Source organism: Serratia sp. szju (genome assembly GCF_044594185.1).
Classification (GTDB): Bacteria; Pseudomonadota; Gammaproteobacteria; order Enterobacterales; family Enterobacteriaceae; genus Serratia; species Serratia bockelmannii.
In genome coordinates, this window is the sequence record NZ_CP172576.1 from 3,315,531 (window position 1) to 3,340,284 (window position 24,754).

Here is a 24,754-nt window from a genome sequence, read left to right on the forward strand (position 1 = left end):
CGCTGATCCCGCTACGGTATTGATTTTGATTACGCCGCTCCCGTTCTCCGCGGTGGCGGATAGCGTCATATTCTTGCAAAGCAGAGGAGGCCGTATGTGGTTTGAGCAAATAAAAAGGGGTACCGGTGGGGATGATGAGCATATTTTATTTTGTTTCCCTTATGCCGCCGGAAATGCCGAGGTATTCGTGCCATTCTCTCACTACGTCAATAGCAATACGTCCGTGTACGCCATGCAACTGCCCGGCAATGGGCGCCGCTTTTCAGAGGCGTTGTGCAATGATGTCTGCAAAATTCTGGATGAGGTTGAACGAGAAGCCACGAGCCTGATGTCGGGAAAACCGTACTCATTTCTTGGTCACAGCAATGGCGGATTATTCGCCTTTGAATTGGCGAGTCGTTTTATCGCTAAGGATAAACCGCCGGCGCGAATTTTTATCGCCGCAGAAGCACCGCCGCACATTACGGATTTTAAGCATGATCCGATGCATTCAGATGATGATGAAATGGCCGAAGTATTGCGTCGTTATGGCGGAACTCAACCTGATATTTTGGATGACGTTGATTTCAGAAGCTTATTTTTTCCTATTATACGCAACGAGCTGTCGATTAATTTTCATATGAAACGGGCGTTGAAGGAGAAGACGATCAATTATCCTTTGGTGTTGATTCACGGCAGCCGCGACAGCACTGTTTCCAAGACGGACATGGCGGCTTGGGCGCGCTATACAAGCGCGCATATCGGTCTGCATACCGTTTCGTCGGATCATTTCTTCATCAATCATCAGCCGAAAGAAGTGGCGGATATCGTGAATCAGCAGCTGGCGTAAAGCGCAGGTATGGCGGTTGGGGCACAACCGCCATTAACGCAATGGCGTCATCACACCACCGGCGCCACCGTCAGCAGCAGGTTGGCGAAGCGGCGCTGTTCGCCGGAGGCGATCACCAGCAACGTCCGATCCGATTTGACCTCGGCGTAAAACGCCTCGCGCGGCAGGTATTCGATCGGGCAATGTTCTGGCAGCAGCTGCCGGTATTCGGCTTCGATAGTGTTGGTGAAGTCCGGCGGGCAGGCCATCAGCGCCGCGCTTTCCACGTTGATGCAGGCCAGCAGTTTTTCCAGGATCGGCGGAGCGGCGAGCGTGCCGGGCGCCAGGTTCAGATAGACCACGGTGGCGTCTTTCGGCGCGTGGGTCATGCAGGCGTAGTTGCCGTCGGCGATCAGCACCTGGGTTTTATGCCCGCATTGCGCCAGCGCGGCGAGCAGCGGCGGGTGGGTGATGGCGGATTTAATCATAAGGCGATACCTGAATAGGGGGCGGCAGCCGTGCCGCCCGCAGCTGAATTACATGCGGTAGATGCCGCCGTTGATATCAAGAGTGGCGCCGGAGATGAAGCCGTCGTATTCCGCCGCCAGAAAGGTGATGGCGCGCGCCACGTCGTCCGGCGTGCCTGCGCGGCCCAGCGGGATGGCGCGAACGGTTTCCTCCGCCGATTCTTGGGTGGTGTGGCGATTATGGAAGCGGGTGCCGAGGATCAGGCCGGGCGCCACCGCGTTTACCCGGATGCCGTGCTCGCCCAGCTCCGCCGCCAGCGAGCGCGTCCAGGTGAGCACCGCGCCCTTGGTGGCGGAATAGACCAGCGAGCCGGAGTGGCCGCCGGCGCGGCCGGCCTGCGAGGCCAGGTTGACGATGCTGGCGCCGTTTGCCGCCGCCTTCAGGAACGGTAGCGCGCTCTGCGTCACGTTCAGCATGGTGGTCATGTTCACGTCGATCACGGTTTGCCAGAAGGCGCGGTCGATCTCGCCCAGCCATTTGCGCCCGACGATGCCGCCGACGTTATTGACCAGAATATCGATGCCGCCGAGAAACTCGGCGCCGGCCGCGACGCAGCGCAGCGTTTCGTCGGTATCGATGAGATCGGCGTAGCCGTAAGCGGCTTTTTGCCCCAGAGAATGGGCCAGCGCCACCAGCGCCTTGGGGCCGCTTTCGTCGCTGTGATAGTGAAAATAGATGTCGCAACCGGCCTTGATCAGCCGCTCCGCAGTGGCGCGGCCAATGCCCTGTTCCGCTCCGGTGATAAAGACCTTTTTGCCCGCAAGATCGCCCATGATTGACTCCTTATTGGTTCGTTAAGAATTGATGACGCCTTCACGCTGTTTGGCGCAGTAGAAAATGCAGATCAGCCCGGTGGCCAGCAGGCACGAGGCCAGGAAAAACAGCCCCGGCGCGCTGCTGCCGGTCAGATCGTTCAGCACGCCCACCGCATAGGGGGCGACAAAACCGCCGATATTGCCGATGCAGCTGACCACCGCCAGCCCGGCGGCCGCAGCCGCGCCGGTGGAGATATTGGCGGGCATGGATAAAAACGGCGGCACGGCGGTGTAGATACCGATGGCGGCGATGCACAGGAACGACAGCGCGACGAGCGGGTCGTATTTAAAAAACGTCACCGCCCCCATCAGGCCGATGGCGGCAACCACCATGCTGAGGCCGGCAAATACGCCGAGCTTTTTGGTTTTGCTGGCCCACAGGCTCCACGGATAGACCAGCAGCGCGGCCAGGCCGTAGGGAATGAGCGCCAGTAGGCTGACGCGGAAGATATCGCCGCCGGAGAGGGCGCTGATGATCGACGGCAGCCAGGTGCCGAAGCCATAAATGCCGCACACCATGCCGAAGTTGAGCAGCGCGTAGAGCAGGTATTTCTTGTTTTTAATCCCCTTCAGGAAGTCAGCCAGCGTGATTTTAGAGCCGGATTTGGAGCGGCCGGCGTTGCTCATCAGCCAGGCTTTTTCCTCCACGTTCAGATAGCCGACGTCTTTGGGGGAGTTCTTGATCAGGAACGGGATCAGCAGGCCGATGACGATCGGCGGCAACCCTTCGAGGATAAACAGCAGCTGCCAGGGGGCGAACCCGAACCAGTCATGCTGAATATTGAGAATAAAGCCGGAAATCGGCGAGCCGACCGCGTTGGACAGCGGCTGGACGATGATAAACATGCCGAGAATTTTGGTGCGGTATTTCTCCGGAAAGAAAACCGTGAAGTAATACACCACCGAGGGAAAGAAACCGGCTTCGCACACGCCCAACATAAAACGGCAAATATACAGCTCCAGCGGCGTGCGCACAAAACCGAGCAGGGTCGCGAAGATGCCCCAGGAAATTAATATTCTGGCGAACCAGATACGCGGGCCAAATTTAATGGTGCCGGCGTTGCTGGGTATTTCAAACAGGAAATAGCCGATAAAGAAAATCCCGGAGGCGAAGCCGAAAGCCGAGGCGGTCAATCCCAGATTATCTTCCAGCGCTTTGGCGGCGTAGGCCATATTGTTGCGGTCGAGAAAGGCCAGGAAATACAATAAGATCATGAGGGGGACGATATGCAGCGTCAATTTCCTGATGGCGCTGCGTTCAATATCCGTTGGCATTGTTTTTTTCATCATGGTTTTTCCCATGTGGTTAATCGGAATAATAGCGGCCCAGCCCAAAGTCATGAGCGGCGTGCTGAATAACGACGTTGCGTGCATAAAAGCGTCGCGCCGTTTATTTATTGCGACGATTCTATTTTTTCTGCTTTTAGCTGCGACGATCCGGACGATGCCGGCTGCGCATCGTCTGGGAAAGTCGTTTTTACCGTATTAACCGGCGGTTTTGACCGAGCGCCGGCTGATGACCGACGGCGGGAAGAGAAACTCGCCGGGCGGTTGCAAATCATTGTTGATACGGCCGATCAGGCGTTCGACCATCAGCTGCGCCATCTCCGCCAGCGGTGGGCCAATCGACGTCAACCCCGGTTCGGCCAGGCCGGCCAGCGCGATATTATCGATGCCGATCACCGAGATGTCTGCGGGCACCTGGATGCCGGCGGCGCGCAGGCCCACCATCAGCCCGATGCCCAGCGCATCGTTAATCGCCACGATGCCGTCCGGGCGCGGTGCCAACGCGAGAACGCGCGGCGCCAGCGTCAGCCCCAATTCGAACATTTCCGTGTCGCCGTAGGCGCTGTTGGCTTTGCCTTCGATCACCCGTTGGCGTTCGCTCAGGCTGTGCCCCAGCGCGCTCAGAAAACCGTCGATCTTGTGGCTGCGCCCGACGGTCAGCGTCGCTTCGGTGGCGAACACGATGTGTCGGCAGCCGCGCTCGAGCAGGTGCTGCGCGGCCAGGCGCCCGGCGGCGATATTGTCCATCGACACGCTGTCGAACAGTCGGGTATCGGTGGCCATCGGCTCGGCGAACGGGCTGTCGTAGCTGACAATCTTCATGCCTCGCTCGGCGGCCCGAACAAAATGAGTCTGGCGAATGTCGCTCGCCGCTACGATGATGCCGCGCACGCCGTGCAGGAACATATCGTCGATAAACGCGGCTTCTTCCTGTTCCTGGCGGTAGGCGTTGCCGAGCAAAACGCGGTAACGGTGAACCCGCGCCGCGCCGTCGACCGCATGCGCCAGCGCCGAAAAGCTCGGGTTGACGATCGACGGCAGCAGCAGGCCGATGATCTTCGCCTGCGGCGCGGGCACCGCCGCTCGGGCCGGCCGGTATCCCAGGGTTTCCATCGCCCGTTCGATGCGCTCACGAGTCTGCGCGCTCATCTGGTGGCTGCGATTGTTCAGCAGGTTCGACACGCTGCTGATGGACACGCCGGCCAACCGCGCCACATCACGAATATTTGCCATTTGCCGATACCTTGCTGCCTGCCGTTAGCCTGCAATCTATAAGGGAAGCCGGCCGCAGGCAAGCCGGAACCGGGGCGCTGCGCGCATGGGATTGCGCATTTGTGAGAATCGTCAGGCGGCAGCCGTGTTGTTTACTAAACAACACAGGGGGAGAGGGGCAATGTGTTAACGCAGATGAGTGAGATCTGCGAAGCACCTCTCGTTTATCGCCCTTCGGGGCGGCGGGTTCTGTACTATTGTTTTCTCTTTGCGGCACGTTCCAGGCCGATGGGGCGCTGGGCGCAACGGAGAGAACAGATGAACAAACGGGAATTAGAAAGCGCGATTGTCACCGATTTTTCCAAACGCATGAGCTATGGCGACTACCTGTGCCTGGACTCGCTGCTGGACTGCCAGCACCCACTCTCCAACCCGCCGCATCATGACGAAATGCTGTTCGTGATACAGCACCAAACCTCCGAGCTGTGGATGAAGCTGATGCTGCACGAGCTGCAGGCGGCGGTGCGGCTGGTGCAGCAGGACAAACTCAGCCACTGTTTCAAAATCCTCGCGCGCGTCAAACAGATCCAGCGGCTGCTGTTCGAACAGTGGGCGGTGCTGGAAACGCTAACGCCGTCGGAGTACGTCGAGTTTCGCGACGTGCTGGGCAGCTCATCGGGCTTCCAGTCGCACCAATACCGATCGATCGAGTTCCTGCTCGGCAACAAGAATGCGGCGATGCTGGCGGTGTTTAGCAGCGATGCGGAAAAGCACGCCGCGCTGAAGGCGATCCTCGAAGCGCCGAGCCTGTACGACGAATACTTGCTGTACCTGGCACGCCACGGCCTGCCGATCCCGCAGGAGTGCCTCGAGCGTGACTGGACGCAGCCCTACCAGCGCAACCCGGATCTGCTGCCGGCGTTCAAAGTGATCTACGACAACCCGCAGACCTACTGGGAAGCCTATGAAATGGCGGAGAAGCTGGTGGATATCGAGGAGAGTTTCCATCTGTGGCGTTTCCGCCATATGAAAACGGTGGAGCGGATCATTGGCTTTAAGTCAGGTACCGGCGGTTCCAGCGGCGTCAGCTTCCTGAAAAAGGCGTTGGATCTGACCTTTTTCCCCGAGCTGCTGGACGTGCGCACCGAAATCGGCGCCTGAAATAACGTGGGAGGATAAGGGCGATGAGCGTGAGGATTATCGATAAAGCGGCGGAGAAGGTGGTGGGAGTGAGAGTCGTGGGGCCGTATCCGCAGACCATCCCGCAGGGCTCGCAGCAACTGCTGGCATGGCGGAAACGCCACGGCGTGCCGTTTGGCAAATGGCTGGTGCTGTATTGGGACGATCCGGCGGAAGTGGCGCCGGAAAAGCTGCGTGCCGACGTAGTGATAAGCGTGGCGGACGATTTCGCGCTGCCGGCGGGCAGCGAGGGCGTGACCGTGCAGACGCTGCCCGCCGGGCAGTATGCGGTCTACCACGTGCGCATCAGCGATGGCGATTTCGAGCGGGTGTGGGGCGAGTTCTATCAGAAGCTGCTGCCGGCCAGCGGCTACCAGCCGGTTGAGGGGGTGAGCTATGAACACTATCTCAACGACTGCGAGGCCGACGGCTATTTCGACCTCGAGATTTACCAGACGGTGAAGAAGTGGTGAGGGGGCTAACGGCGCGGTAGCATATCAAAAGGCTCTTTGGGAGCCTTTTGATGGGATATTTAAAGATTCATTTAAAAGAGGAACCGTCATAAGATAATTATTCCATGTCTATATCATAGAATGTATATTTAAGGTTTTTTATAAAATCTATTGTTTGCAGTAAGCGAACGTCTATCTTTTGATATGCCAAACAATCCTTCTCTAACTGGTTTATTATGGATAAACATCTTTCATCTTGCTCGTCCATGGCATCATAAAAATCTTGGTTGCACAAATCTAGCATTCTTAAGAATAACGAATCGGAAATTGTCTCATCTGATGGTGGTGTTTCCCCTGGGATATGATGGGTCGCACTGAGCAATAAAAACCCATGATGCGAAAAATCACAGCCCGACAAGAAATAAAGACCCTCTTTGATTGGTGTCTTATAAACGATGGCCGATGTATCCGATGCGACAATTAAAATGTTCTCTTTGGATTGGAAAACTGCTTCGTCTTGAATAGTGACGTGAGATACGAAGCTATCGATACATTCTGATAATTTTATTTCTCGTAATGAGTCAACATCAAGGGCATGACGCTCGCTTGATGCTTTAAAAAAAGAAGGAACGCTCAACAACAAAAAAGAAAGCTCGTTTGTTTTCTTGTTGATTAAAAACCAGTCAAGGGAGTCCATTTCACTAAAATTACTGCTTCCAAAGAAATTACTGATATCATTTTCTAACTCATAGATATCACTGTACTGGCTTTTCATTGATATATTAAAGTTGGCGATATCCCAGGAAATATTCATCATCTGTTACCTCAGAGTGTTATAAAGATTTCAGTGGGGTCGCCTCTAAGAGAGCGCTAGTGAAAAATGAAACCCAGCAACTTTATCTTATATCTTGCTGGTTGTGACTCACCCGTCGCCGTGATTATTGTTATTCTGTTTTTGTGCATTTTCGACTCTACATTCTGAATGTAGATATCCAGATTTTCATTTTTATATGAAGGTATTGGGTCATATGGGTACTCTATGACTTTTATCCCGCTTATTTTTTCTGCGATCGCCTTCCTGATGTTTTCATCTATATCCCATATGGGTATCGCAGAGCTGTTATCATAAAGTACTTTTTCGTTAGAGTTAGGGATGGATACTTCTTTTTTAAATAAACGAAACTGCTCTTCGTTACCATCAAATAGTTGCCTGTTTGATGGGGTAATGACAATTTTCTCTTTGTTCATAATATTTAAATAGATCTAGTGAGTAAATGATTCATGCCTTTATTGATTGTTAGTGTGCGAAGTGAAGATGTAGTTATTTGCGATATTCGAGGGGGGGGGTGAAAAATCACACACACTCTGCATTATGGAATGAGTGTGTGAATTTTTATATAATAATGTGGATGAGTTTCCTCTTTTTTAATAAATTATGTTATTCCTTTTGCAATATTTTCGCCATTCATCCTCAGTATGAAATGCACTGCGATAGTTGCACACTATTGTTCCCGTTAAATTATGTGGGTCATAAGCAGCGTCAATATGCCCCCATGAACCACTAACTGGAAGTTGTATATGAGTTTTTTCATAAAACCATGTTCGAAGATTTTTGGTAATAGCACCTTCTACTTTTTTTTGTATTCCCATCATGAGTTTTTCAGGCGCAAAACGCCAACTGCAAAGCACTGCATCTGTAATGAAGGCCCCGGAGAAGTCGGCAATTATATATATATCGCCGGCTTTTTCTTTTTTTGTACTGATTATTGTTCTGTATGATGTAGTCCTACCATCTGACTTTTCTGGCCAACCCTCCCACAATCTGGAGCCTTTTATTAGCATTTCTCGGGTTGTCGCTGTACCTAGCGTTATTCCCGCGAGTTCTAGTGTTCCGTCATAAGTATCTAGTTGCATTTTACAATCCAATTTCAAAAGGCTTATCAATTGGCTCAAGAACAGTTTTATAGTTAGAAAGGAAAAATTGAGTTCCTCCGCCTTCGCCGAATCTCGTTGGGTCTTGAGATATCGCTTTACCTGTTCCTGCAATCGTTTCTCTTTTTACTCTATATGCTTGTATTTTAGATCTATAACCAAATTTTTCATGTGGAAGCACCTGCAAACTTTCCCATAGCTTGGCTCTACTGCCACCTGCAGCATCTAGCGTCGCCTTGTTGAAGTAAAAACCAGATTGCCCTGGAGCGCCGCCATAAACAATGTCACCTTCTTTCAACATGATATTTGACCAAGAGTCTCGTCCTTTGTAGATACCTCGACCTTGCCATTGTCGACCAAAAGCTGCCTGATTATGATCGTTGGCTTTGGTTGCTGCGCATCGTGGCTTCCATCCCCAAGGATCCACCCAACCCAGCGGATTCGGCGCGTATTGGTACAGGTTGATCCCGCCGGCCAAACCTATCGGATCGTGCTGGGTAAATCTGCCGATATCCGGATCGTAATAGCGGAACAAATTGTAGTGCAATCCCGTTTCCCGATCCAGGTATTGACCCTGCAGGCGCAGGTTTTGGGAATAATCCAGATCTTGCTGATTTTCCTCATACTTTATGCGGCCCCAGGCGCTGCTGTGACTCTGCCAGCGCAGCGTTCCGTCGCTGTCGGTCAGGCTTTCCGGTTCGCCGTTCGGCGCCGTGTGGAAGTAAAATACTTGGGCCGGCGTGTGGCCGTCGATGCGCGCCAAAGGTTCATAGCTGCCCTGATCGGCATAGACATAGGTGAGGGGCATGCCGTCGCGAGTTTCCTGCAGCAGCCGGAAACCTTCCCACAAAAACGTGGTGGTTTGGCATTTGCCGGCCGGTTGGCGCAGATCCTGACTTTGCTGCCACACCCGCTTTTGCGTGCGCCGCCCGAGCGGATCATAGTGGAACTGCACATGCTGCTGGGCTTCGCTGCGATGTTGGCTGTAGCGCACCACCTCGCAGAGGCGATGATCGGCGTCGTAGAGATATTGCCAACGGTAGTGGCCTTTGCGTTTTTCCACCGTGCGGCCAAAGACATCGTATCGGTAATCAATTCCCTGATAATGCAGTACGCGGTTGTGCCGCTGGCGGAATTGCCCCTCATCCAGCAGGTTGGATGCCGGATCGTACCGGTAGCGCTCGGTATCCGGCAGCGTGCCGTCCCGGCTCAGCAATCGACCGGTGGCATCGTACTGATAACGCTGGTAGGAGAACGGGTTGGCGTTGTGTTCTTCGCGCGTCAGGTTGTTTTGATAGTCGTAGGACCACTGGCGCGAGCTGCTGGCCGGCGCCGGGCGCTGGCGGTTGTCATTGAAGATCTCCCGCCGGTCTTTGCGCCCCAGCCGATCATAATGCACTCGGCTGGTCAGGCGACCCTGCGTACGGCTCAGCTCGCGGTGCAGATTGTCACGCTCGAACTCGCTGAGGGTGATATCGTCCAGCGCCAGCTGCAGCAGGTGGCCGCTGCCGTAGTACAGCGCGCGCAGCGCGCGTCCGTCGGGCAAGGTGGTTTGCGTGCGGTTACCCATCGGATCGTAATCATAGCGCAGCGTACCGTTGGCACCTTGTTCACGGGTTACCCGCCCCAGCAAGTCATAGTCAAAACTGACCTCGCTCTGAGCCGTTGTCGGCTCGTCATGCCATGCGTTGCCGCGGTCACTGGCGGCATGCAGCAGTTGGCCGAGCGGACTGTAGCGGTAGCGGGTTTCTCCATCGGGCGTCTGTTTGCTCACCAGTTGGCCGGCGGCGTCATGGCTGAAATAGTGCGAGAAGGCGGCGGAGGTATTGGCGGCGAAGCGGCGCTCGACGACCCGGCGGCATTCGTCGTAACGATAGCGGGTGCTGACGCCGTCCAACCCGATTTCTTCCTGCAACAGATTGCAGGCCGTCCAATGGAACAGGTAACTTTCGGCATTCTCGTTGCGCAGCGCCGTTAATCTGCCGCGGGCGTCGTAGTGGCGCACCACCTCGCCATCGAGCGGATTGCGCGTGGCCAACAGGCGGCCGGCTGCGTCATAGCGATAATGCGTCAGGCGCCCATCGGCCCCCTGATAGCGATCCAGCTGGCCCTGCGCGTTCCAGCTCAGCGTCTCTTGCCAGCCCTCGGCGCGCTGCAGCTGTGTCAGGCGGCCGGCGGCATCGTAGCGGTAATGGACGCGTTCGCCGGCGGCGTCGGTCACCTCGCTGAGCCAGCCTTGAGCCGTATATTTGTAGAGGGTTTGTTTGCCGGAGCAATCGCGGGCGCGCAATAATTGCCCGTGCTCATCATAAGCGAAATGGCTGATGCCGCCGTTGGCGTCGACGGCTTGCACCACCTGGCCATAGCCATCGCGCAGGTAGCGCTGGGTATGGCCGAGCGCATCGATCTCGGCAATCAAGGCATGGCGCTCGTCGTAGTAGAAATGCTGTGTGGCGCCGTTGGGCTCCTTGACGCTGATCGGCAGTGCGCGCTGCGGTAGCCAACCGGTGAGGCGGATATGGCCGAGCGGATCCTCTTCCTCGACCAGATTACCGGCTTCATCGTAGCGGAAATGCCAGCCGTGGCCGAGCGGATCGCGTGTGGCGATCAGCATGTCTTCGTCATTCCATTGGTAATGCCAGACCTCACCACGCTCGTCGGTATATTCGACGATCAGCCGTTGGGCGTTCCAGCGGTGCTGGTGCCGCAAGCCGTCATTCTCGGTGACCGTCGTTAACCCGGCGGCCAAATCGTAGTCGATTGTACAGCCGCCGCCGGCGCTGTCGCGGTGTTCCACCACGCGCCAGTCGTCGAACATCGCCCAGTGATACTCGAAGCTGGGCCCACCGGCCTGTTGGTGGCGGGTCAGCAGGTGTTGGGCGTTATAGTGAAATTCGCGTGTGACCAGGCCGCCGGCGTCGATCACCTGATGCAGATCGCCGCCGTCGTCATAACGGTAGCGCACGCGTGGTTCGTCGTTATGCCGCAAGGCGGTGACGCGATCGTCGAAGCGCGGATCGCCGTATTCCAGCCGCAATGTCATGGTGCCGGCGCTGTCGACGATGTGGCTCAGGCGCTGTCGTTCGTCGTAGTTCAGCAGCAGCGCATTATCGTACTCATCGCTCAACGACACCAGCCTCAGGCGGGAAGGGGTCTGCGGCAGCGGCACGAACAGCCGCCAGACGCTGCCGTCGGTGTCGGCGATCAGCAGCTGTCCCTCTTCACCGCGGCGGAACATCAGCCCTTCACCGGCGCTGAAGCTCGGCTGGTTCACCTCAGGCAGCGGGAAGCGTAGCTCACGACCGGTTTCATCATGCAGGCAACACTCAATGACGCCGTCCCGGTCGTTAAGATCGACCCAAATTTCAAAAGGCGTGCGCCAGCCGTGGCCAAACAGTCCCTGATAGCCATTGCGGCTGTTGTAATTGCGCTGCCAGATCAGCGGAAAGCGCGCCGGCAGCAACAGGTCCAGATCTTCTTCGTCGTTCAATACCTTGGCGCCGGTGGCGGCATGCACCGGGTTAAAGGCGGCGTGGATCGCTTCGCCGAGGGCGTTAACGCCCGCCGCCGCCAGACCGCCGCCGATCATGCAAGGCAGGTTCTTAACCAGCTTGGCCGGATTACCGAGCAGCAGCGGCAGCACGGTCAGCGCCAAACCGATACCCGGCAGCTTGCCGCTCTTGATGTCGCGTACCACCACCGTGCCGCCGCCGATCTGCACATTTTTGGAGACGTCGGTCGAGACTTTCGCCTCGCAGGTTGAACGGTCATTGCTGCGTACGGCCGGTTGGCCGTTGATAAATACTTTACTGGAGCCTTCCGCCAGGTATTGCGGAAGCGGGTGTTTGTCGCAGCTGATTTTATCTTCTTCCAGCGGTTGGCTGGGCTGGCTGGGGCCGGCGACGCCGGGCTGCCATAGCTGCGAGAGGATATTACCGCCGGCGGCCAGCAGCTCGGCGCCATAATCCCAGAAGCTTTGCGGCGGCTGTGGCGCCGGTAACGCTTTGATCTCTGCGGGCGTGAGTAAACGACCTGCGGCGCGTGCCGCCGGTTTGGCGTTGGTGAAGACGTTGGGGGAGCCCGTGAGAATGACGCCGGAGACGGAAGGCGGGAAGAGCCAGTTGGCCACGGCGTCGCAGCCGTTGCTGATATGTTCTCCGACGCCGGTCAGGCTGGTGGCAAAACCGACGATCAGCCCGGCGCCGACGCAGCCGGAGGCCGCCGTCGCCGCTGCGCCGAGCACCGCCACCCCTGCCAATGCCGGCGCTGCGGCGGCGGCTGCTGCGGACACGGCGGCGGTCGCCACCGCATACACCGCGACTTCGGCGACGGCGCTGGCGATGTCCGCCAACGCGCTGGTGTGGATCAGTTCATCATCCTTTCTTGCTGCCCAGATCTCAGCCATGGCTATTGTTCACTGTGTTCGGTCAAGACCAGCGACGCTTTCACCTGCTGCCAGTGAGCGTCATCCTCGGGGGTGAAGGGGCGCATGGCGGCATAGGTGACGATCAGTAACGTCTGGCTCTCGTCCGGCTGCACCGCCAACTGATGCTGATGATGGTGGTGTCCGGCGCGGATAAAGCGACTGGTGACTTCAATCGCCTTGAGATGGCCCTGCGGCCCGGCGCTGATGCGCCGGCGCGGCGACTGTTGCAAATCGCTGATCTGTGGCAGCAGTGCTTGCCACTGCTTCTCGAATTCGTCCTCCAGCGTGGCACCTTGCGGAATGATGCCGCGGGTGATGACCAGCGAGGCGCCGGTTTGCGGGTTTTTGAGAATATTGACCGTGCAGTCCTGCCAGGCGATGGCGGGGAGGGTGAAATGGCCTTCCTGGAAAAGGTAATCCATGGATGTCCTTGCAAGTAATCAGTGGAAAGGACGCGGCGCAGGGCCGCGTCGGCATCAGGATTTCGGGAACAGCTGATCGACGGCGCTCTGGATTGCCGCCTGATGGCCACCGCCCGGTGCGGCGGTGCGCGCGGCGCCGCCAGGCTGGTTGAGATCCAGCTGGCCGCCGGTATTGATCTCTCCGTCCTCTTTCACCGTGATATTGAAGCTGGTGCCGGTGATGTTGATTTGGCCGTTCGCCAGCAGCTCGATCACGCTTTCGCCGCACTCGAGCCGCAGCGATTCGCCGGAGCCGAGGGTAAAGGCGTTAACCACGGCGTCGCTGCGCGTTTTGCCGGTCAGCGCGGAGGATTCGCCTTTGACGCCGGTTGCCTGATTGAGCACCACCCGTTTGATCTGGTTACCGCCCACCAGATGCGTGTGGTCGTTAGCGATGGTGTGGCTTTCATCGTTTTTCACCTGGGTGTCCATGTTGCGCTCCGCCTGGATCCACACCTGTTCGGCGCCGGCCTTGTCTTCGAAACGCAGGGCGTTGGCGTTGTCGGCGGTGCCGTCCTTGGTGCGGCTCATAAAGCCCATCTGGGTGGCGGCGGCCGGCAGCGCCCACGGCGGCATGCTGGCTTCGTTATAGACGCGCCCGGTGACGATCGGCCGATCCGGATCGCCGTTGATAAAGTCCACCACCACTTCGTCGTTGACGCGCGGGATCTGCACGCCGCCGTAGCCTTGGCCGGCCCAGGCGCTGGAGACGCGCACCCAGCAGGAGCTGCCGTCGTCTTTCGGCCCGAAGCGATCCCAGTGGAACTTCACCTTGATACGGCCGTATTTGTCGGTCCAAATCGATTCGCCGGCCGGGCCGACCACCCGGGCGGTCTGCGGCCCGTGGGTTTTCGGCCAGGTGGCCTGCTGCGGCGGGTGCCAGGGCACGTCCGCCGGTAGCACGATGAAGTCGATACGGTGTTCGCTGCTCTGATCGTCGCCGCTGGCATAGCGGTTCTCTTTCAGATGGTAGTTGGCCTGCAGCGTCAGGTACTCGCGGTTGTCGTCGGCGTGCGGGGCGTTATACAGCGTAAAGGTGCTGCCGGGAGCAATGCCCAGCGCGGTGGCGGTACCGCGGATCTGCTGATGTTCGGCCTGCCAGGCCTCCTGGCGCACGCGGGCGTAGAACTCCCCTTGCTGATGCTCGGTGTAGCGGCCCGGCCAGTCGTAAACGTCGATCTGCCCCGGCGTCGGCGAGACCGGGTTTTGCCGCGCCTGGAACAGCCAGGCGTTCGGCTTGCGGAAATCGTAGTCGTCCAGGCTGTAGATACCCGGCGTGACGCGATCGGACAACGTCCACTGGCTGATGCCTTCCTCGCTGGTGCTGCCGCCGGACGGCGTCAGGTGGTAGGGGATCATCTCATAGCCGGGATAGGGCTGGTGGTGGTGGGGGGCGTCCCCGAGCACCAGCGTGTGTTTGCCCATCTCGTGTTTGAAATAGTAATAGATGCCCTCCAGCTCCATCAGGCGGCTGATGAAGTTGAAACTGCTTTCGTTGTACTGCACGCAGTAGCCCCACAGGCGATAGTCGCCGGTCAGCTGATCTTCCAGCTGCACGTTGTGCTCCGCCAGCAGGGTCTTGACGATCTGCGGCACCGTCTGTTCCTGGAAGATGCGGAAGTTACGGTCCTTGGTCATCGGCCAGAGATCCGGCTGCACGTGCAGGTTATACACCGCGTAGCGCGTGCCGCCGATCTCTTCGCTGCTGACGGCGATGGCGGTGATCTTGCCGTTCAGGTAGCGCGGGGCGCTGAGGAAGCCCTGGGTTGGGATCTCCAGCGTCAGCGGTTGGCCGAGCAGCGCTTTGCGATCGAGCCGCGCGTCGGTGCTCAGCAATTCAATAGAGAAGTCAAAAGGGGTGGAAAGCGCTTCGATACCGTCCAGTGAGCGGAACAACAGTTGTTCCTGGCCCAGCGGCGTGTGCGCAATAATGCGGTCCAACATGAGAACGTCCTCTGTGATTGACGTCATGCCCTGCATACTCCGGCGTTGCAGCGGCCTTGCCGCGCGGCCAATGAGGATGGGCAGTGGTGCGTCAGTCTCATGAAATAGGGAAACCCCGCCGAGGCGGAGTTTCAGAACGGGATTAACCGGCGGTGGCCGGATTGACCAGCCAGGTGCCGGCGGTGTCGATGCTGAGCTGCTGGCGGCGGAGTCGATCGTCGTGGCGGATTTCCAGCTGATAGCGGCCTGGCGCCAGGTTCAGGCTGGCGAAGCCGTTTGCGCCCGGCGTCACCTGCTGCGGCTTGCCGTCGAGGCTGACCTGTTCGCCCGGTTGCAGTTTGAAGTACACCAACGCCACCGGCTGCGGTGGCGGTGCCACCTTTTCAGGTTCCGCGGCTGCAGGCTGCGCGGTTTGCGGCGCGCTCGGCTGTTCCGCCAGGGTTTTCTGCGCCGGTGACGCCTCAGTGTTTTGGGCCACGGCCTGGGTATCGTCCTCGCCGCCGCTCAGCCAGGCGACGGCACCGATCACCAGCAGCGCCGCGACGCCGGCGCCGGCCATCATCGGCCGCGAGAATTGGGTGCCGCGCGCGGTAACGGCGCCGGCGGCGGCCGCAGCGGCAGCCGGGTTGGCGGCGACCAGCAGGTTCTCCGGCGCAGCCGCAGGGGTGCTGATGATTTCGTTCTCATCGGCGATTGGCAGATGCAGCAGCTCGGCCATTTCATCGATGGTCTGCGGGCGGTCTTCCGGCTTCAGCGCCAGCGCGCGATCGACGGTGCGCAGCAGCTCCGGCGAGTAACCGGCGGGGCGGCGCTCGGCCAGCGGCTGGTAGCTGTCTTCGATGCTGCGCACCACGCTGACCGGCGGCGGCGAACCGACGATCAGCGTGTGCAGCACGGCGCCCAGCGCGTAGATATCGGTCCAGGGCCCCTGTTCGCCGTCGCTGTTCTCGGTGTACTGCTCGATCGGCGCGAAGCCCGGTTTGAGCATGATCTCCGTTTCGTCTGACAGGTTGCCGATCTCTTTACGCGCCGATCCGAAGTCCAGCAGCACCGGCAGCTGGCTTTCCTGGATCTGGATGTTATCCAGCGAAATGTCGCGGTGCAGATAGCCTTCCTGGTGGATGGTGTTGATGGCGCTGAACAGCGGCGGCAGCAGCCGCCGGATCCACGCCTCGTCGATTTTCTCCGGTTGCTGCGCCTGCAGGTTCTTCAGCGTGGTGCCGCTGTAAAACTGGGTGCCCATGTAGGCGGTGCCGTTCTCTTCCCAGAAGCGCAACACGTGCAGCAGGCCGGGGTGCGAGAAGCGCGCCAGCAGACGCGCCTCCTGAATAAAGCTGTTCAGCCCGGCCTGGAAGGTTTTGCTGAAGCGTTCACCGCGCAGCCCGATGCTGAGATCGTCGTTGCGTTTCGCCAGCGAGGTTGGCATGTACTCCTTGATGGCGATGGTGCGTTCCAGTTGGTGATCGTAGGCGCGGTAGACGATGCCGAAGCCGCCTTCGCCGATCGCTTCCTGGATCTCGAATTCATTGAATCGATAGCCGCTCGGCAGGCTGTTCGAATTCGGTTTGGTTATCCCGGTTCCCGACATAGTGATGACTCTCTGTGTTCAAAGGGCCGCCGTCTCGGCGGCCGCGGCGTTATGCCTGAAATTGACAAATGAATTCGTGGTTCTGCAGCGCGATATGCAGCTGGCGATAGCGCTGGTCGTTGGCGCTGCCGGTCAGCAGGGTGTGGCTGATCTGTGGCAGCAGGGTGTTGGTCAGGATGGCGTCGACCATGCGGCCGCCGGACTCCACCTCGGTGCAGCGGCTGACGATCTGCTCGATGACCGCGTCGTCGAAGGTGCAGACGATGTCGTGATTCTCCGCCAGGCGACGCTGGATGCGGCCCAGCTGCAGGCGCACGATGTTGCCCAGCGTGGCGTCGGTCAGCGGGTAATACGGCACCACCAGCAGGCGGCCGAGCAAGGCGGCCGGGAACACCGACAGCAGCGGTTGGCGCAGCGCGCCGCTCAGCGCTTCCGGCTCCGGCAGCAGCTCCGGATCGCTGCACAGCCCGGCGATCAGATCGGTGCCGACGTTGGAGGTCAGGATGATAATGGTGTTGCGGAAATCGATATGGCGGCCTTCGCCGTCCTCCATCCAGCCCTTGTCGAACACCTGGAAGAAGATCTCATGCACGTCCGGGTGCGCCTTCTCGATTTCGTCCAACAGCACCACGCTGTAAGGGCGGCGGCGCACCGCCTCGGTCAGCACGCCGCCTTCGCCGTAGCCGACATAGCCGGGGGGCGCGCCTTTGAGCGTCGAAACGGTGTGCGACTCCTGGAATTCGCTCATGTTGATGGTGATGACGTTCTGCTCGCCGCCGTACAGGGTTTCCGCCAGCGCCAGCGCGGTTTCGGTCTTGCCGACGCCGGACGGCCCGGCCAGCAGGAACACCCCGACCGGCTTGTTCGGATCGTCCAGCCGCGCCCGCGAAGTGCGCACCCGGCGGGCGATCAGATCCAGCGCATGGCGTTGGCCGATCACACGCTGGTTCAGGGTGTCGGAGAGCTGCAGCACCGCCTCAATCTCGTTTTTCACCATGCGGCCCAGCGGGATGCCGGTCCAGTCGGCCACTACCGCCGCCACGATGTTGGCGTCGACGGCGGCGAAGATCAGCGGCGCCTCGCCCTGCAGCGCGTTCAGCTGCTGCTGAAGTTCACCCAGCTGGGCGCGCAGCGCGTCGGCGTCAGGGGCCGCCTCTGTTTCTTCGCCGGTAGGCTCCGCTTCCTGCTGGTGCAACTGGGCGCGTAGCGTGATGATCTCTTGGATCAGCGCCAGCTCCTGCTGCCAGCGGTCGGTCAGCTGTTCCAACGCCTGGCGCAGCGCGGTCAGCTGGGTTTCAATTTCCTGCGGGCGCAGGGGATCGCCAATGCCGACTTTGGCCTCGCGGCGGGCGATATCCAACTCTATCTGCAGCGCATCGATGCGGTGGCGGCAGTCTTCGACCTGGGCAGGCTCGGCGTGTTGGCTGACCGCCACGCGCGCGCAGGCGGTATCCAGCAGCGCCACCGCCTTGTCCGGCAGTTGGCGGGCCGGAATATAGCGATGCGACAGCCGCACCGCGGCGTCCACCGCTTCATCCAGCAGCAGCACGCGGTGGTGTTGTTCCAGCGGGCTGACGGTGCTGCGCAGCATCAGCAGCGCTTTGTCTTCGCTTGGCTCGTGCACCTGCACCACCTGGAAACGGCGGGTGAGCGCCGGGTCTTTCTCGATATATTTCTTGTATTCCGACCAGGTGGTGGCGCCGACAGTGCGCAGTTGGCCACGCGCCAGCGCCGGTTTCAGCAGGTTGGCGGCGTCGCCGGTGCCCTGGGTGCCGCCGGCGCCGATCAGGGTGTGAATTTCGTCGATAAACAGGATGATCGGCGTCGGGCTGGACTGCACTTCGTCGATCACCGCCTGCAGCCGTTTTTCAAACTCGCCTTTGACGCCGGCGCCGGCCTGCAGCATGCCGATGTCCAACAGGCACAGTTTCACGTCGCGCAGCTGCGGCGGTACGTCGCCGGCCACGATGCGCAGCGCCAGGCCTTCCACCACCGCGGTTTTGCCGACGCCCGCCTCGCCGGTCAGCAGCGGGTTGTTCTGGCGGCGGCGCATCAGGATATCGATGATTTGCCGGATTTCCTCATCGCGGCCGGCCACCGGGTCGATCTCGCCGTTGCGCGCTCTGGCGGTCAGATCCTGGGCATACTGCGCCAGCACGCTTTCACCGCTGCGCGGCGCGCCGGATACGTTCTCGGCGCCGCTTTCCGCCGGCGCATCCTGGGCGTTTTCCGCCGAGTGAGCGGTGATGGCGGCGAACTGATCCATCAACAGATCGGCGTTGATGCGCTCGAACTGCGGGGAAATGGCCTTCAGCAGATGGCGCAGGCTGTAGGTTTTCAGGATACCGAGCAGCAGGTGGCCGCCGCGGATGCGCGCCGCGCCGAATTTCAATGAGCCATAGACCCAGGCGCGTTCTACCGCGCTGTCGATGTGCTCGGACAGATCGGAAATGGCGCTGGCGCCGCGCGGCAGGCGATCGAGCGCCTCGACGATGTCGCGCGCCAATTGCGCCTCGTCCAGCGCGAAGTGGCGAACGATTTGCTGCAGATCGCCGTCCGGCGATTGCATCAGCTGATGCAGCCAGTGCGCCAGTTCGACGTAGGGGTTACCGCGCAGCTTGCAAAACGCCGTCGCACTTTCCAGAGAGGTGAATAACAGGCTATCCAGTTTGCCAAATAATACCGAGCGGCTGATTTCAGACATGGTTTTCCTCAGGTCTCAGAGTGGCCTGGCGCCGCAGGGCGCCGGCCGAAATAGGGTCAGAACGGGTTTTCCAGCGGTTCAGGGCTGAAGATCAGATCGTCGAGATCGCGCTGTCGCCGATGGTCGGCCAGCCAACTGCTCAGGCCCAACCGCTGCGCGCCGCCGAGCTGGATGCCGTGCGCCTGTTCCTTCGCCAGGATCAGGCGCACTTCCCAGACGAACTCGATGCCCAGGTATTGGCGCACCCAGTCGCGCAGTTGCCGGCACAGATCGGCGCCGGGCAGAAAGCGGTCATAGTCCCGCTGCGGCATCGGCCCCAGCTCGATGCGGAACTTGTGCTGGATATCCCGCACCGCGATGCCGAGAAAAGCCGACTCGCCTAGCCGTGGCGCGCCGCGTCCGGCCTTGAGCCGCGCCTGCTCGCGCGGCTCCACCCGCAGCCAGTGCGGCACGTTCTCGACGATGCGCACCGGCACCTTGAAATACTGCTGCAAAATCTTGCTCAGGCCTTCCGGATCGCGGCTGTGGCGAATCAGATGACCGGCCATAAAATGTTTGGCGTGGGCGTTGATGCTGTCGCGTTCCTGCTGCGCCGGCTGGCCGAGGCCGATCAGGCTCGACAGGTACTCGTCGAAGCGCCGGTTGTCCGGGCGATCCAGCGATACCGTCGGTTGCGCGTCGGCCCAGGCGCGGTAAAACAGCAGCGTCAGCCGGTGATGGAACAGATTGGTGAACGCCAGCAGGGTGGTGTCCTGATGGTGATACACCCGTTCGCGCACGTATTCGGTCAGGTGCAGCGGCAGCGGCCCGTTGGGGCCGAACAGACCGAAGCTGAAGATCGAAACGTCGTGCAGCGGGCTGTTGGCGCGCGGCGTCACCTGCGCCAGCGTGGAGGGTGCGAACGACAGCGAAGGTTCCTGCCCCAGGCGCAGCATCTCGTGGCGCGGCAGCGGCGCGCGTCCCAGCAGGTAGGGCTGGCCGCCCTGGGCGTCGATGCGGCGCAGCAGCTGAAACAGATCGTGCTTGTAAGGCGCGCTGCGCAGCCGCGGCCAAAAGTCGTCCGGCAGGCGATACAGCGCGTTGATCTGCGGCGGCGCCAGTTCGGTGGCGATCATCTCCGCGTTCATATCAGCGTCCTTTTGCCCATGCGCGCCTGCCAGTGGGCGATTTCGCCGCGTTGCTGGCTGGAGAGCGTCATCTCGGTGAAGGTGTTCATCGCCACCAGGCGCGAGAACAGGCGCTCCAGCACGCTGCCGAGCAGGTAAGGGCTGTTGCCCGAGAACGCCTGCTCATCGACCGTCAGATCGATGGCGATGCCGCGCGCGAACACGATGGGGCCGGGTTCAGGCACTCGCCGATAGACCGGCCGCAGGTTACAGTGGCGCACGCCCTGAATTTGTTTGGCGATCGCCGGTTCGCTCAGGTTGCCGTACAGCCCCAGCAGCTGGCGCAGGCTGGCGGCACCCTGTTCCGGATCGCCGTCCATCATGCTGAGGTAGTTCAGCTGCAGCTGGCTGATCAGCCGCCAGGTGATCATCCCTTCGGCCAGCGCCGGGCGCGGCGGGGTGGGGCCTTTGCGCAGCGAGACCTGCTTGATCGGGATCGAGTCGGGCATCACGAAGTTGCCCTGATCCTGCTGCAGCAACATCAACGGCAGGTCGCGGCTGGTGCACAACACGTCGGCGGTGAGGTATTTCAGATCGCTGTGCCACGGCGATTGCCGTTCGTCCACCAGCGATACGAACACTTCCGAACCGGCATAGCCGGTGCGGGTGCCATAGCGGCGGGCGTGCTCCGAGAGCGTGCGCTGTTCGCGCCGCAGCGAGAAGTAGGCGCCATAGTTGCCGTCGTCCGCGCTCAGGGTGCTGTAAAACGGCCGAAACTCTTGCTCGTAGCGTTTTTCGCTGGCGCTGCCGCCGAGCCGCTGCACCGAGAACACTTCGTAATCCAGCGGCCGGATATTGTCGACCACCAGATGGTATTCGTGGTTTTTTTCGTTGATCGCGATGCGTTCGGCGATCTTCGGAAACAGGTTGATCACCGGCGTGCAGTGCAGCGCCAAATGGGCAACGTCGACCACCCGTTCTAGCGCGGCGTCGTGCCGATCCAGCAGCACCACGATCTCGAACTGGCGCAGCGCTTTTTTCCCTTCGCGCACGCTCTGCAGCAGCGGACGCAGGCCGTTGACGCTGAAAAACTGGAAGCGCGCCGGGAAGGCGAAATACTCCTGCAGCAGCCGGTAGCCTTCAAAGTTGCGCAGGTCGTTGGGCAGCAGCGCCTGCTCGGCGGCGAAGCCCTCCTGCCGCAGCCCGTCCAGCGCCAGCGCCCGCCGCTGCGGCTGCGGTTCCACCGTTTGGCAGACAAGCCCGACGCTGTGCTGCATCAGCAACTCCAGCAGCTGCTGCGCCTGCATGTCCGGCCCGGCCAGGTAAAACATCAATTGGTCCAACTGCAGGTTGTTGAGCGTTACGCTTTCGTAGCACTCGAGACGAATGCGCAGCGCGCTGACGCAGCCGCTGTGCTGCAGCCCCAGCGAGGCCAGCGGGATATCGGCCGGAATGCCGCCCAGCTCGACGCCGGCGATGCGCACCGGCTGCAGCGTGACGTCATGGGCGGTGGTGTAGCTGCAGGTGATGCCGCTTTTCTTCAGCGTCTGGCTGTCCATCATGGTGCCGCGCGGCACCACGAAGCCGTTGCTGATGTCGCCTTTGCTGCTGTCCGGCTGCAGCTCGGCGATCGCCATCGACGGCGTCGGTGACAGGTAATTGGGGTAGATGATCTCCAGCAAGCGCTGAGAAAAGCGCGGGAACTCGGCGTCCATTTTTAGCTGCACGCGCGAGGTGAGGAAGGCGAAGCCCTCCATCAGGCGCTCGATATAAGGGTCCGCCACGTCGATGCCGCGCATGCCGAGACGGCCCGCGACCTTCGGGTACTGTTCGGCGAACTCGGCGCCCATCTCACGCAGATAGGCCAGCTCGCGGTTGTAATAATCTAAAAGTTTACTGTCCATCGCCTTACCCTATGTCTTTCAGATCGAAGTGGCCGTTTTCCAGATCCACGTCGGTACGGAACAGAAACTCCAGCGGATAGGGCACGCACCACAGGCGGCCCTTGATTTCGATCGACAGCACGTTGTGCAGTTCCAGCGAGCCGGTGTCCGAGATGCAGCGCACCTGCAGCCCTTCGGGCAGAATGCGCGGTTCGAAATGGAGGATGGAATCGGTCAGCGCGCGCTGAATGTCGAGCCATTCGATGTCCGACATGCGCTTGCCCGCCAGCGAGGCGATGCCGTAATTCAGCGTGGAGCGCCGCACCTGCGGAAAATCGCCGAGATCCAGATTGGATTCGCTGTTGACGCAGTTGAACAGCCACTGCAAATCGCGCAGCACCCGACGGCGCAACTCGCTGTGCGACACCAGGTTGCGCACCTGCGCCTCCTGTTTTTTCTGCGGTTCGTCGTCGGTCAGCATGTCGAGCAGCACCGGCTGCATTTTGTCGCGTGAAGTCAGGCGCTCGCTGTCCTGACGATTGCGATAGCCCTGGCGGCGCAGATCGCCGCCGTCGTAGTGGGGTGGGCGTTTATCGTTCATGTTCAGGCGCTCGCGTCGAAGCTCAGCTGCCGCAGGCTGTGCAGCGGGAATTCGTCGCTTTCGCTGAGCCAGGTCTTCAGGCCTAGCCCCGCATAGTGGGTGCCGTCGCCCAGCGGTTGCCATTCGGTGCGTTTGCCCAGCAGCAGCGCGTCGTCGCTGCCTTCGGCCAGCGGGTAACGGGCGGGCAGTTGGCATACCTGTTCGCGGCCGTCGGTCAGACGCACCAGTGCATGGCTCCACACCAGATCGATGGCGCTCTGCGGCGCCTGGAACTGGATCGCGGCGATATCGGCGAACGGCAGCCAGTAGTAAACGCCGTTCAGCGCCAGCTCGCATACCGGCCCGAGGCGGCCGTCACCGTCGGTCAGCCAGTCGAAACTCAGCTGCCGCTCTTGGTTCCCTTCAGCCAGCGTTAACTGCCCGGCGCCGGCCGGTGCGGCCTCCAGCGCTTCGTCGCGCAGCGTCTGGGCCTGTTCGGCCGCCCCTTGCGCATCCTGATGCAGCGCCTGCACCAGCAGTTGCAGCCAGGGCTGATCCTGCCGCAGCAGCGCCGGCGCGGCCGCGCCGGCAAACACCGCCTGGCGTTGCAGCTCGGCGTTGACCGACTGCATCAGCAGCAGCGTGGTCGGTTGAGCGATCGGTTTCAGCGCCTGCCAGGATTTCAGCTGCGCGTTGGCGCGCGTCCAGTTGCCGCTCAGGCACAGCAGTTGCACCAGCGCAGCGCGCAGGTCGGCATCCGCCGGTTTCGCCTTGATATCGTTTTCGACGGCGGTGATGGCCGCGGCGATCGACTGGCCTTGCAGCATGCTTGCTAATGATTTCACAGGCTTTCCTTATAATCAGTGAGTGGCGCCGTTAACCGACAGGTAGCTGCCGCTGGCGGGATCGACGCGGTCTGCGGCCAGCTTTTCCACCAGCTTGAAGGTCAGCGGGGCGGGGGCGCTTAGCAGCGGCTGCCAGGCGGTTTGCGCCTGCTGTACGCGCTGTTTGACCTTGTTCTCGTCGGCGGCATCGACGCGCGGCATTTCAACGATCGCTTCACCGTTGAACGCCCAGGCGTGCAGCTTCGGTTCGAAGCTCAGCAGCAGGAAGCTGCCCGGCGCCTGCGGGTTGCCGCCCAAAACCAGCCGTTGGGCGTTGGCGCTGACGACGGTCAGCGCGCGATCGCCGCCGTTCACCTTCGCCAGCGGGTAACCTTGCAGGAACCACAGCGTCGGCGAGAGGGTTTGGCCGCCCTGTTGCAGCGTGACCGCGCCGCTGCCCTGCAGCCAGCCGTCCTCGCCGCAGCGCAGCGCCTCACCAGCGGGAATGAATAGCGCGCCGCCGTTGGCTTCGTCACCCCAGAAGGTGCGGAAGCGGCAGCCCTGCGGCAGGCTGAAACGCTGAGGCGGCGCGGTGTCCGCCTGCGGAGAAGTCACGGCCACTGCAGCAGGGATAGCCGGCTGCGGCGGGGTTTCCGGCTGCTCGACGGCTTCCTGTTTGACCACCGGTTTCCAGCCGCGCGCTTTGGCGGCTTCGCCGCTGGCCAGCTTCTCACCGCGCTTGTCGGTCAGCGTCCAGGGCAGGTGGCCGGCTTTCGGGCACTGCTTTTCCAACAGATTGCCGACGCGCGGCAGGAAGTCGTTCAGCACCGCCGGATCCTGGCTTTGCGCCGAGACGATGCGCAGCGGGATGCTCTTGCCGCACCAGCTTGCCGGATTGCTGTTTTTGACGTCATCGATAAACACTTCCAGCTTCTGGCTGGGGGAGTAAACCAGGCGATAGTTCATCGCCTGCGCGGTCGGCACCGCCATCAGGGCGACGAGCCCCGGCATCCAATATTTCATAG

At 60.3% G+C, this 24,754-nt stretch carries 20 protein-coding genes; 3 read left to right on the forward strand and 17 right to left on the reverse strand.

Annotated elements, in window-relative coordinates:
* The first annotated feature begins 94 nt into the window (after positions 1–94).
* Positions 95–829 (forward strand): thioesterase II family protein, encoded by a 735-nt coding sequence (locus RE418_RS15660; protein WP_167324405.1) that lies wholly within the window; start codon positions 95–97, stop codon positions 827–829.
* Positions 830–879: 50 nt separating this feature from the next.
* On the opposite strand, the gene RE418_RS15665 is transcribed toward RE418_RS15660, so the two are convergent.
* The 4 genes from RE418_RS15665 to RE418_RS15680 form a co-directional block, all read right to left on the reverse strand.
* On the reverse strand, positions 880–1,296 hold the full coding sequence (locus RE418_RS15665) for an RbsD/FucU family protein (RefSeq protein ID WP_213928269.1): 417 nt from the start codon (positions 1,294–1,296) through the stop codon (positions 880–882).
* Between the two features lie 48 nt (positions 1,297–1,344).
* Complete coding sequence (locus RE418_RS15670) at positions 1,345–2,109, reverse strand: SDR family NAD(P)-dependent oxidoreductase (protein ID WP_025303314.1); 765 nt, start codon at positions 2,107–2,109, stop codon at positions 1,345–1,347.
* 21 nt (positions 2,110–2,130) lie between these two features.
* Positions 2,131–3,366: an MFS transporter gene (locus tag RE418_RS15675; RefSeq protein WP_016927236.1), complete on the reverse strand. Its 1,236-nt coding sequence runs from the start codon at positions 3,364–3,366 to the stop codon at positions 2,131–2,133.
* Between the two features lie 270 nt (positions 3,367–3,636).
* Positions 3,637–4,671: a LacI family DNA-binding transcriptional regulator gene (locus RE418_RS15680; RefSeq protein ID WP_025303312.1), complete on the reverse strand. Its 1,035-nt coding sequence runs from the start codon at positions 4,669–4,671 to the stop codon at positions 3,637–3,639.
* A gap of 297 nt (positions 4,672–4,968) precedes the next feature.
* Here RE418_RS15680 and kynA point away from each other — a divergent pair, with 297 nt between their 5' ends.
* Positions 4,969–5,811, forward strand: a complete 843-nt coding sequence (gene kynA, locus RE418_RS15685; RefSeq protein WP_025303311.1) for a tryptophan 2,3-dioxygenase — start codon at positions 4,969–4,971, stop codon at positions 5,809–5,811.
* Positions 5,812–5,834: 23 nt separating this feature from the next.
* Positions 5,835–6,302 (forward strand): DNA gyrase inhibitor SbmC, encoded by a 468-nt coding sequence (sbmC, locus tag RE418_RS15690; RefSeq protein ID WP_049204947.1) that lies wholly within the window; start codon positions 5,835–5,837, stop codon positions 6,300–6,302.
* A 97-nt stretch (positions 6,303–6,399) separates the two neighbouring features.
* Here the strand turns inward: sbmC and RE418_RS15695 are convergent, their stop codons facing one another.
* From RE418_RS15695 to RE418_RS15755, 13 genes are all read right to left on the reverse strand, one after another.
* The gene (locus RE418_RS15695) at positions 6,400–7,098 is read right to left on the reverse strand and encodes a hypothetical protein (RefSeq protein ID WP_213928270.1); all 699 of its coding nucleotides are present in this window, start codon (positions 7,096–7,098) and stop codon (positions 6,400–6,402) included.
* A 53-nt stretch (positions 7,099–7,151) separates the two neighbouring features.
* Positions 7,152–7,529: a hypothetical protein gene (locus RE418_RS15700; protein ID WP_049295879.1), complete on the reverse strand. Its 378-nt coding sequence runs from the start codon at positions 7,527–7,529 to the stop codon at positions 7,152–7,154.
* 177 nt (positions 7,530–7,706) lie between these two features.
* A complete protein-coding gene (locus tag RE418_RS15705) occupies positions 7,707–8,195 on the reverse strand; it encodes a hypothetical protein (protein WP_071826121.1) in 489 nt (162 codons plus the stop codon).
* 1 nt (position 8,196) lies between these two features.
* Positions 8,197–12,618, reverse strand: coding sequence for an RHS repeat-associated core domain-containing protein (locus RE418_RS15710; protein ID WP_213928271.1), 4,422 nt, complete (start codon positions 12,616–12,618; stop codon positions 8,197–8,199).
* A gap of 2 nt (positions 12,619–12,620) precedes the next feature.
* Positions 12,621–13,061: a DcrB-related protein gene (locus RE418_RS15715; RefSeq protein WP_025303306.1), complete on the reverse strand. Its 441-nt coding sequence runs from the start codon at positions 13,059–13,061 to the stop codon at positions 12,621–12,623.
* Between the two features lie 54 nt (positions 13,062–13,115).
* Positions 13,116–15,044: a type VI secretion system Vgr family protein gene (locus RE418_RS15720; protein WP_025303305.1), complete on the reverse strand. Its 1,929-nt coding sequence runs from the start codon at positions 15,042–15,044 to the stop codon at positions 13,116–13,118.
* A gap of 142 nt (positions 15,045–15,186) precedes the next feature.
* Complete coding sequence (locus tag RE418_RS15725; RefSeq protein ID WP_049209073.1) at positions 15,187–16,632, reverse strand: serine/threonine-protein kinase; 1,446 nt, start codon at positions 16,630–16,632, stop codon at positions 15,187–15,189.
* 49 nt (positions 16,633–16,681) lie between these two features.
* Positions 16,682–19,336, reverse strand: coding sequence for a type VI secretion system ATPase TssH (gene tssH, locus RE418_RS15730; RefSeq protein ID WP_089181041.1), 2,655 nt, complete (start codon positions 19,334–19,336; stop codon positions 16,682–16,684).
* Positions 19,337–19,392: 56 nt separating this feature from the next.
* Positions 19,393–20,463: a type VI secretion system baseplate subunit TssG gene (gene tssG, locus RE418_RS15735; RefSeq protein WP_049206010.1), complete on the reverse strand. Its 1,071-nt coding sequence runs from the start codon at positions 20,461–20,463 to the stop codon at positions 19,393–19,395.
* Positions 20,460–22,346, reverse strand: coding sequence for a type VI secretion system baseplate subunit TssF (gene tssF / locus RE418_RS15740; RefSeq protein WP_089181040.1), 1,887 nt, complete (start codon positions 22,344–22,346; stop codon positions 20,460–20,462). The genes tssG and tssF overlap by 4 nt, the downstream gene beginning before the upstream one ends.
* Positions 22,347–22,350: 4 nt before the next feature.
* Positions 22,351–22,926: a type VI secretion system baseplate subunit TssE gene (locus RE418_RS15745; RefSeq protein WP_043138711.1), complete on the reverse strand. Its 576-nt coding sequence runs from the start codon at positions 22,924–22,926 to the stop codon at positions 22,351–22,353.
* 2 nt (positions 22,927–22,928) lie between these two features.
* The gene (locus RE418_RS15750) at positions 22,929–23,750 is read right to left on the reverse strand and encodes a type VI secretion system accessory protein TagJ (RefSeq protein ID WP_043138708.1); all 822 of its coding nucleotides are present in this window, start codon (positions 23,748–23,750) and stop codon (positions 22,929–22,931) included.
* A gap of 15 nt (positions 23,751–23,765) precedes the next feature.
* Positions 23,766–24,752, reverse strand: coding sequence for a type VI secretion system-associated protein (locus RE418_RS15755; protein WP_089181039.1), 987 nt, complete (start codon positions 24,750–24,752; stop codon positions 23,766–23,768).
* Between the last annotated feature and the right edge of the window lie 2 nt (positions 24,753–24,754).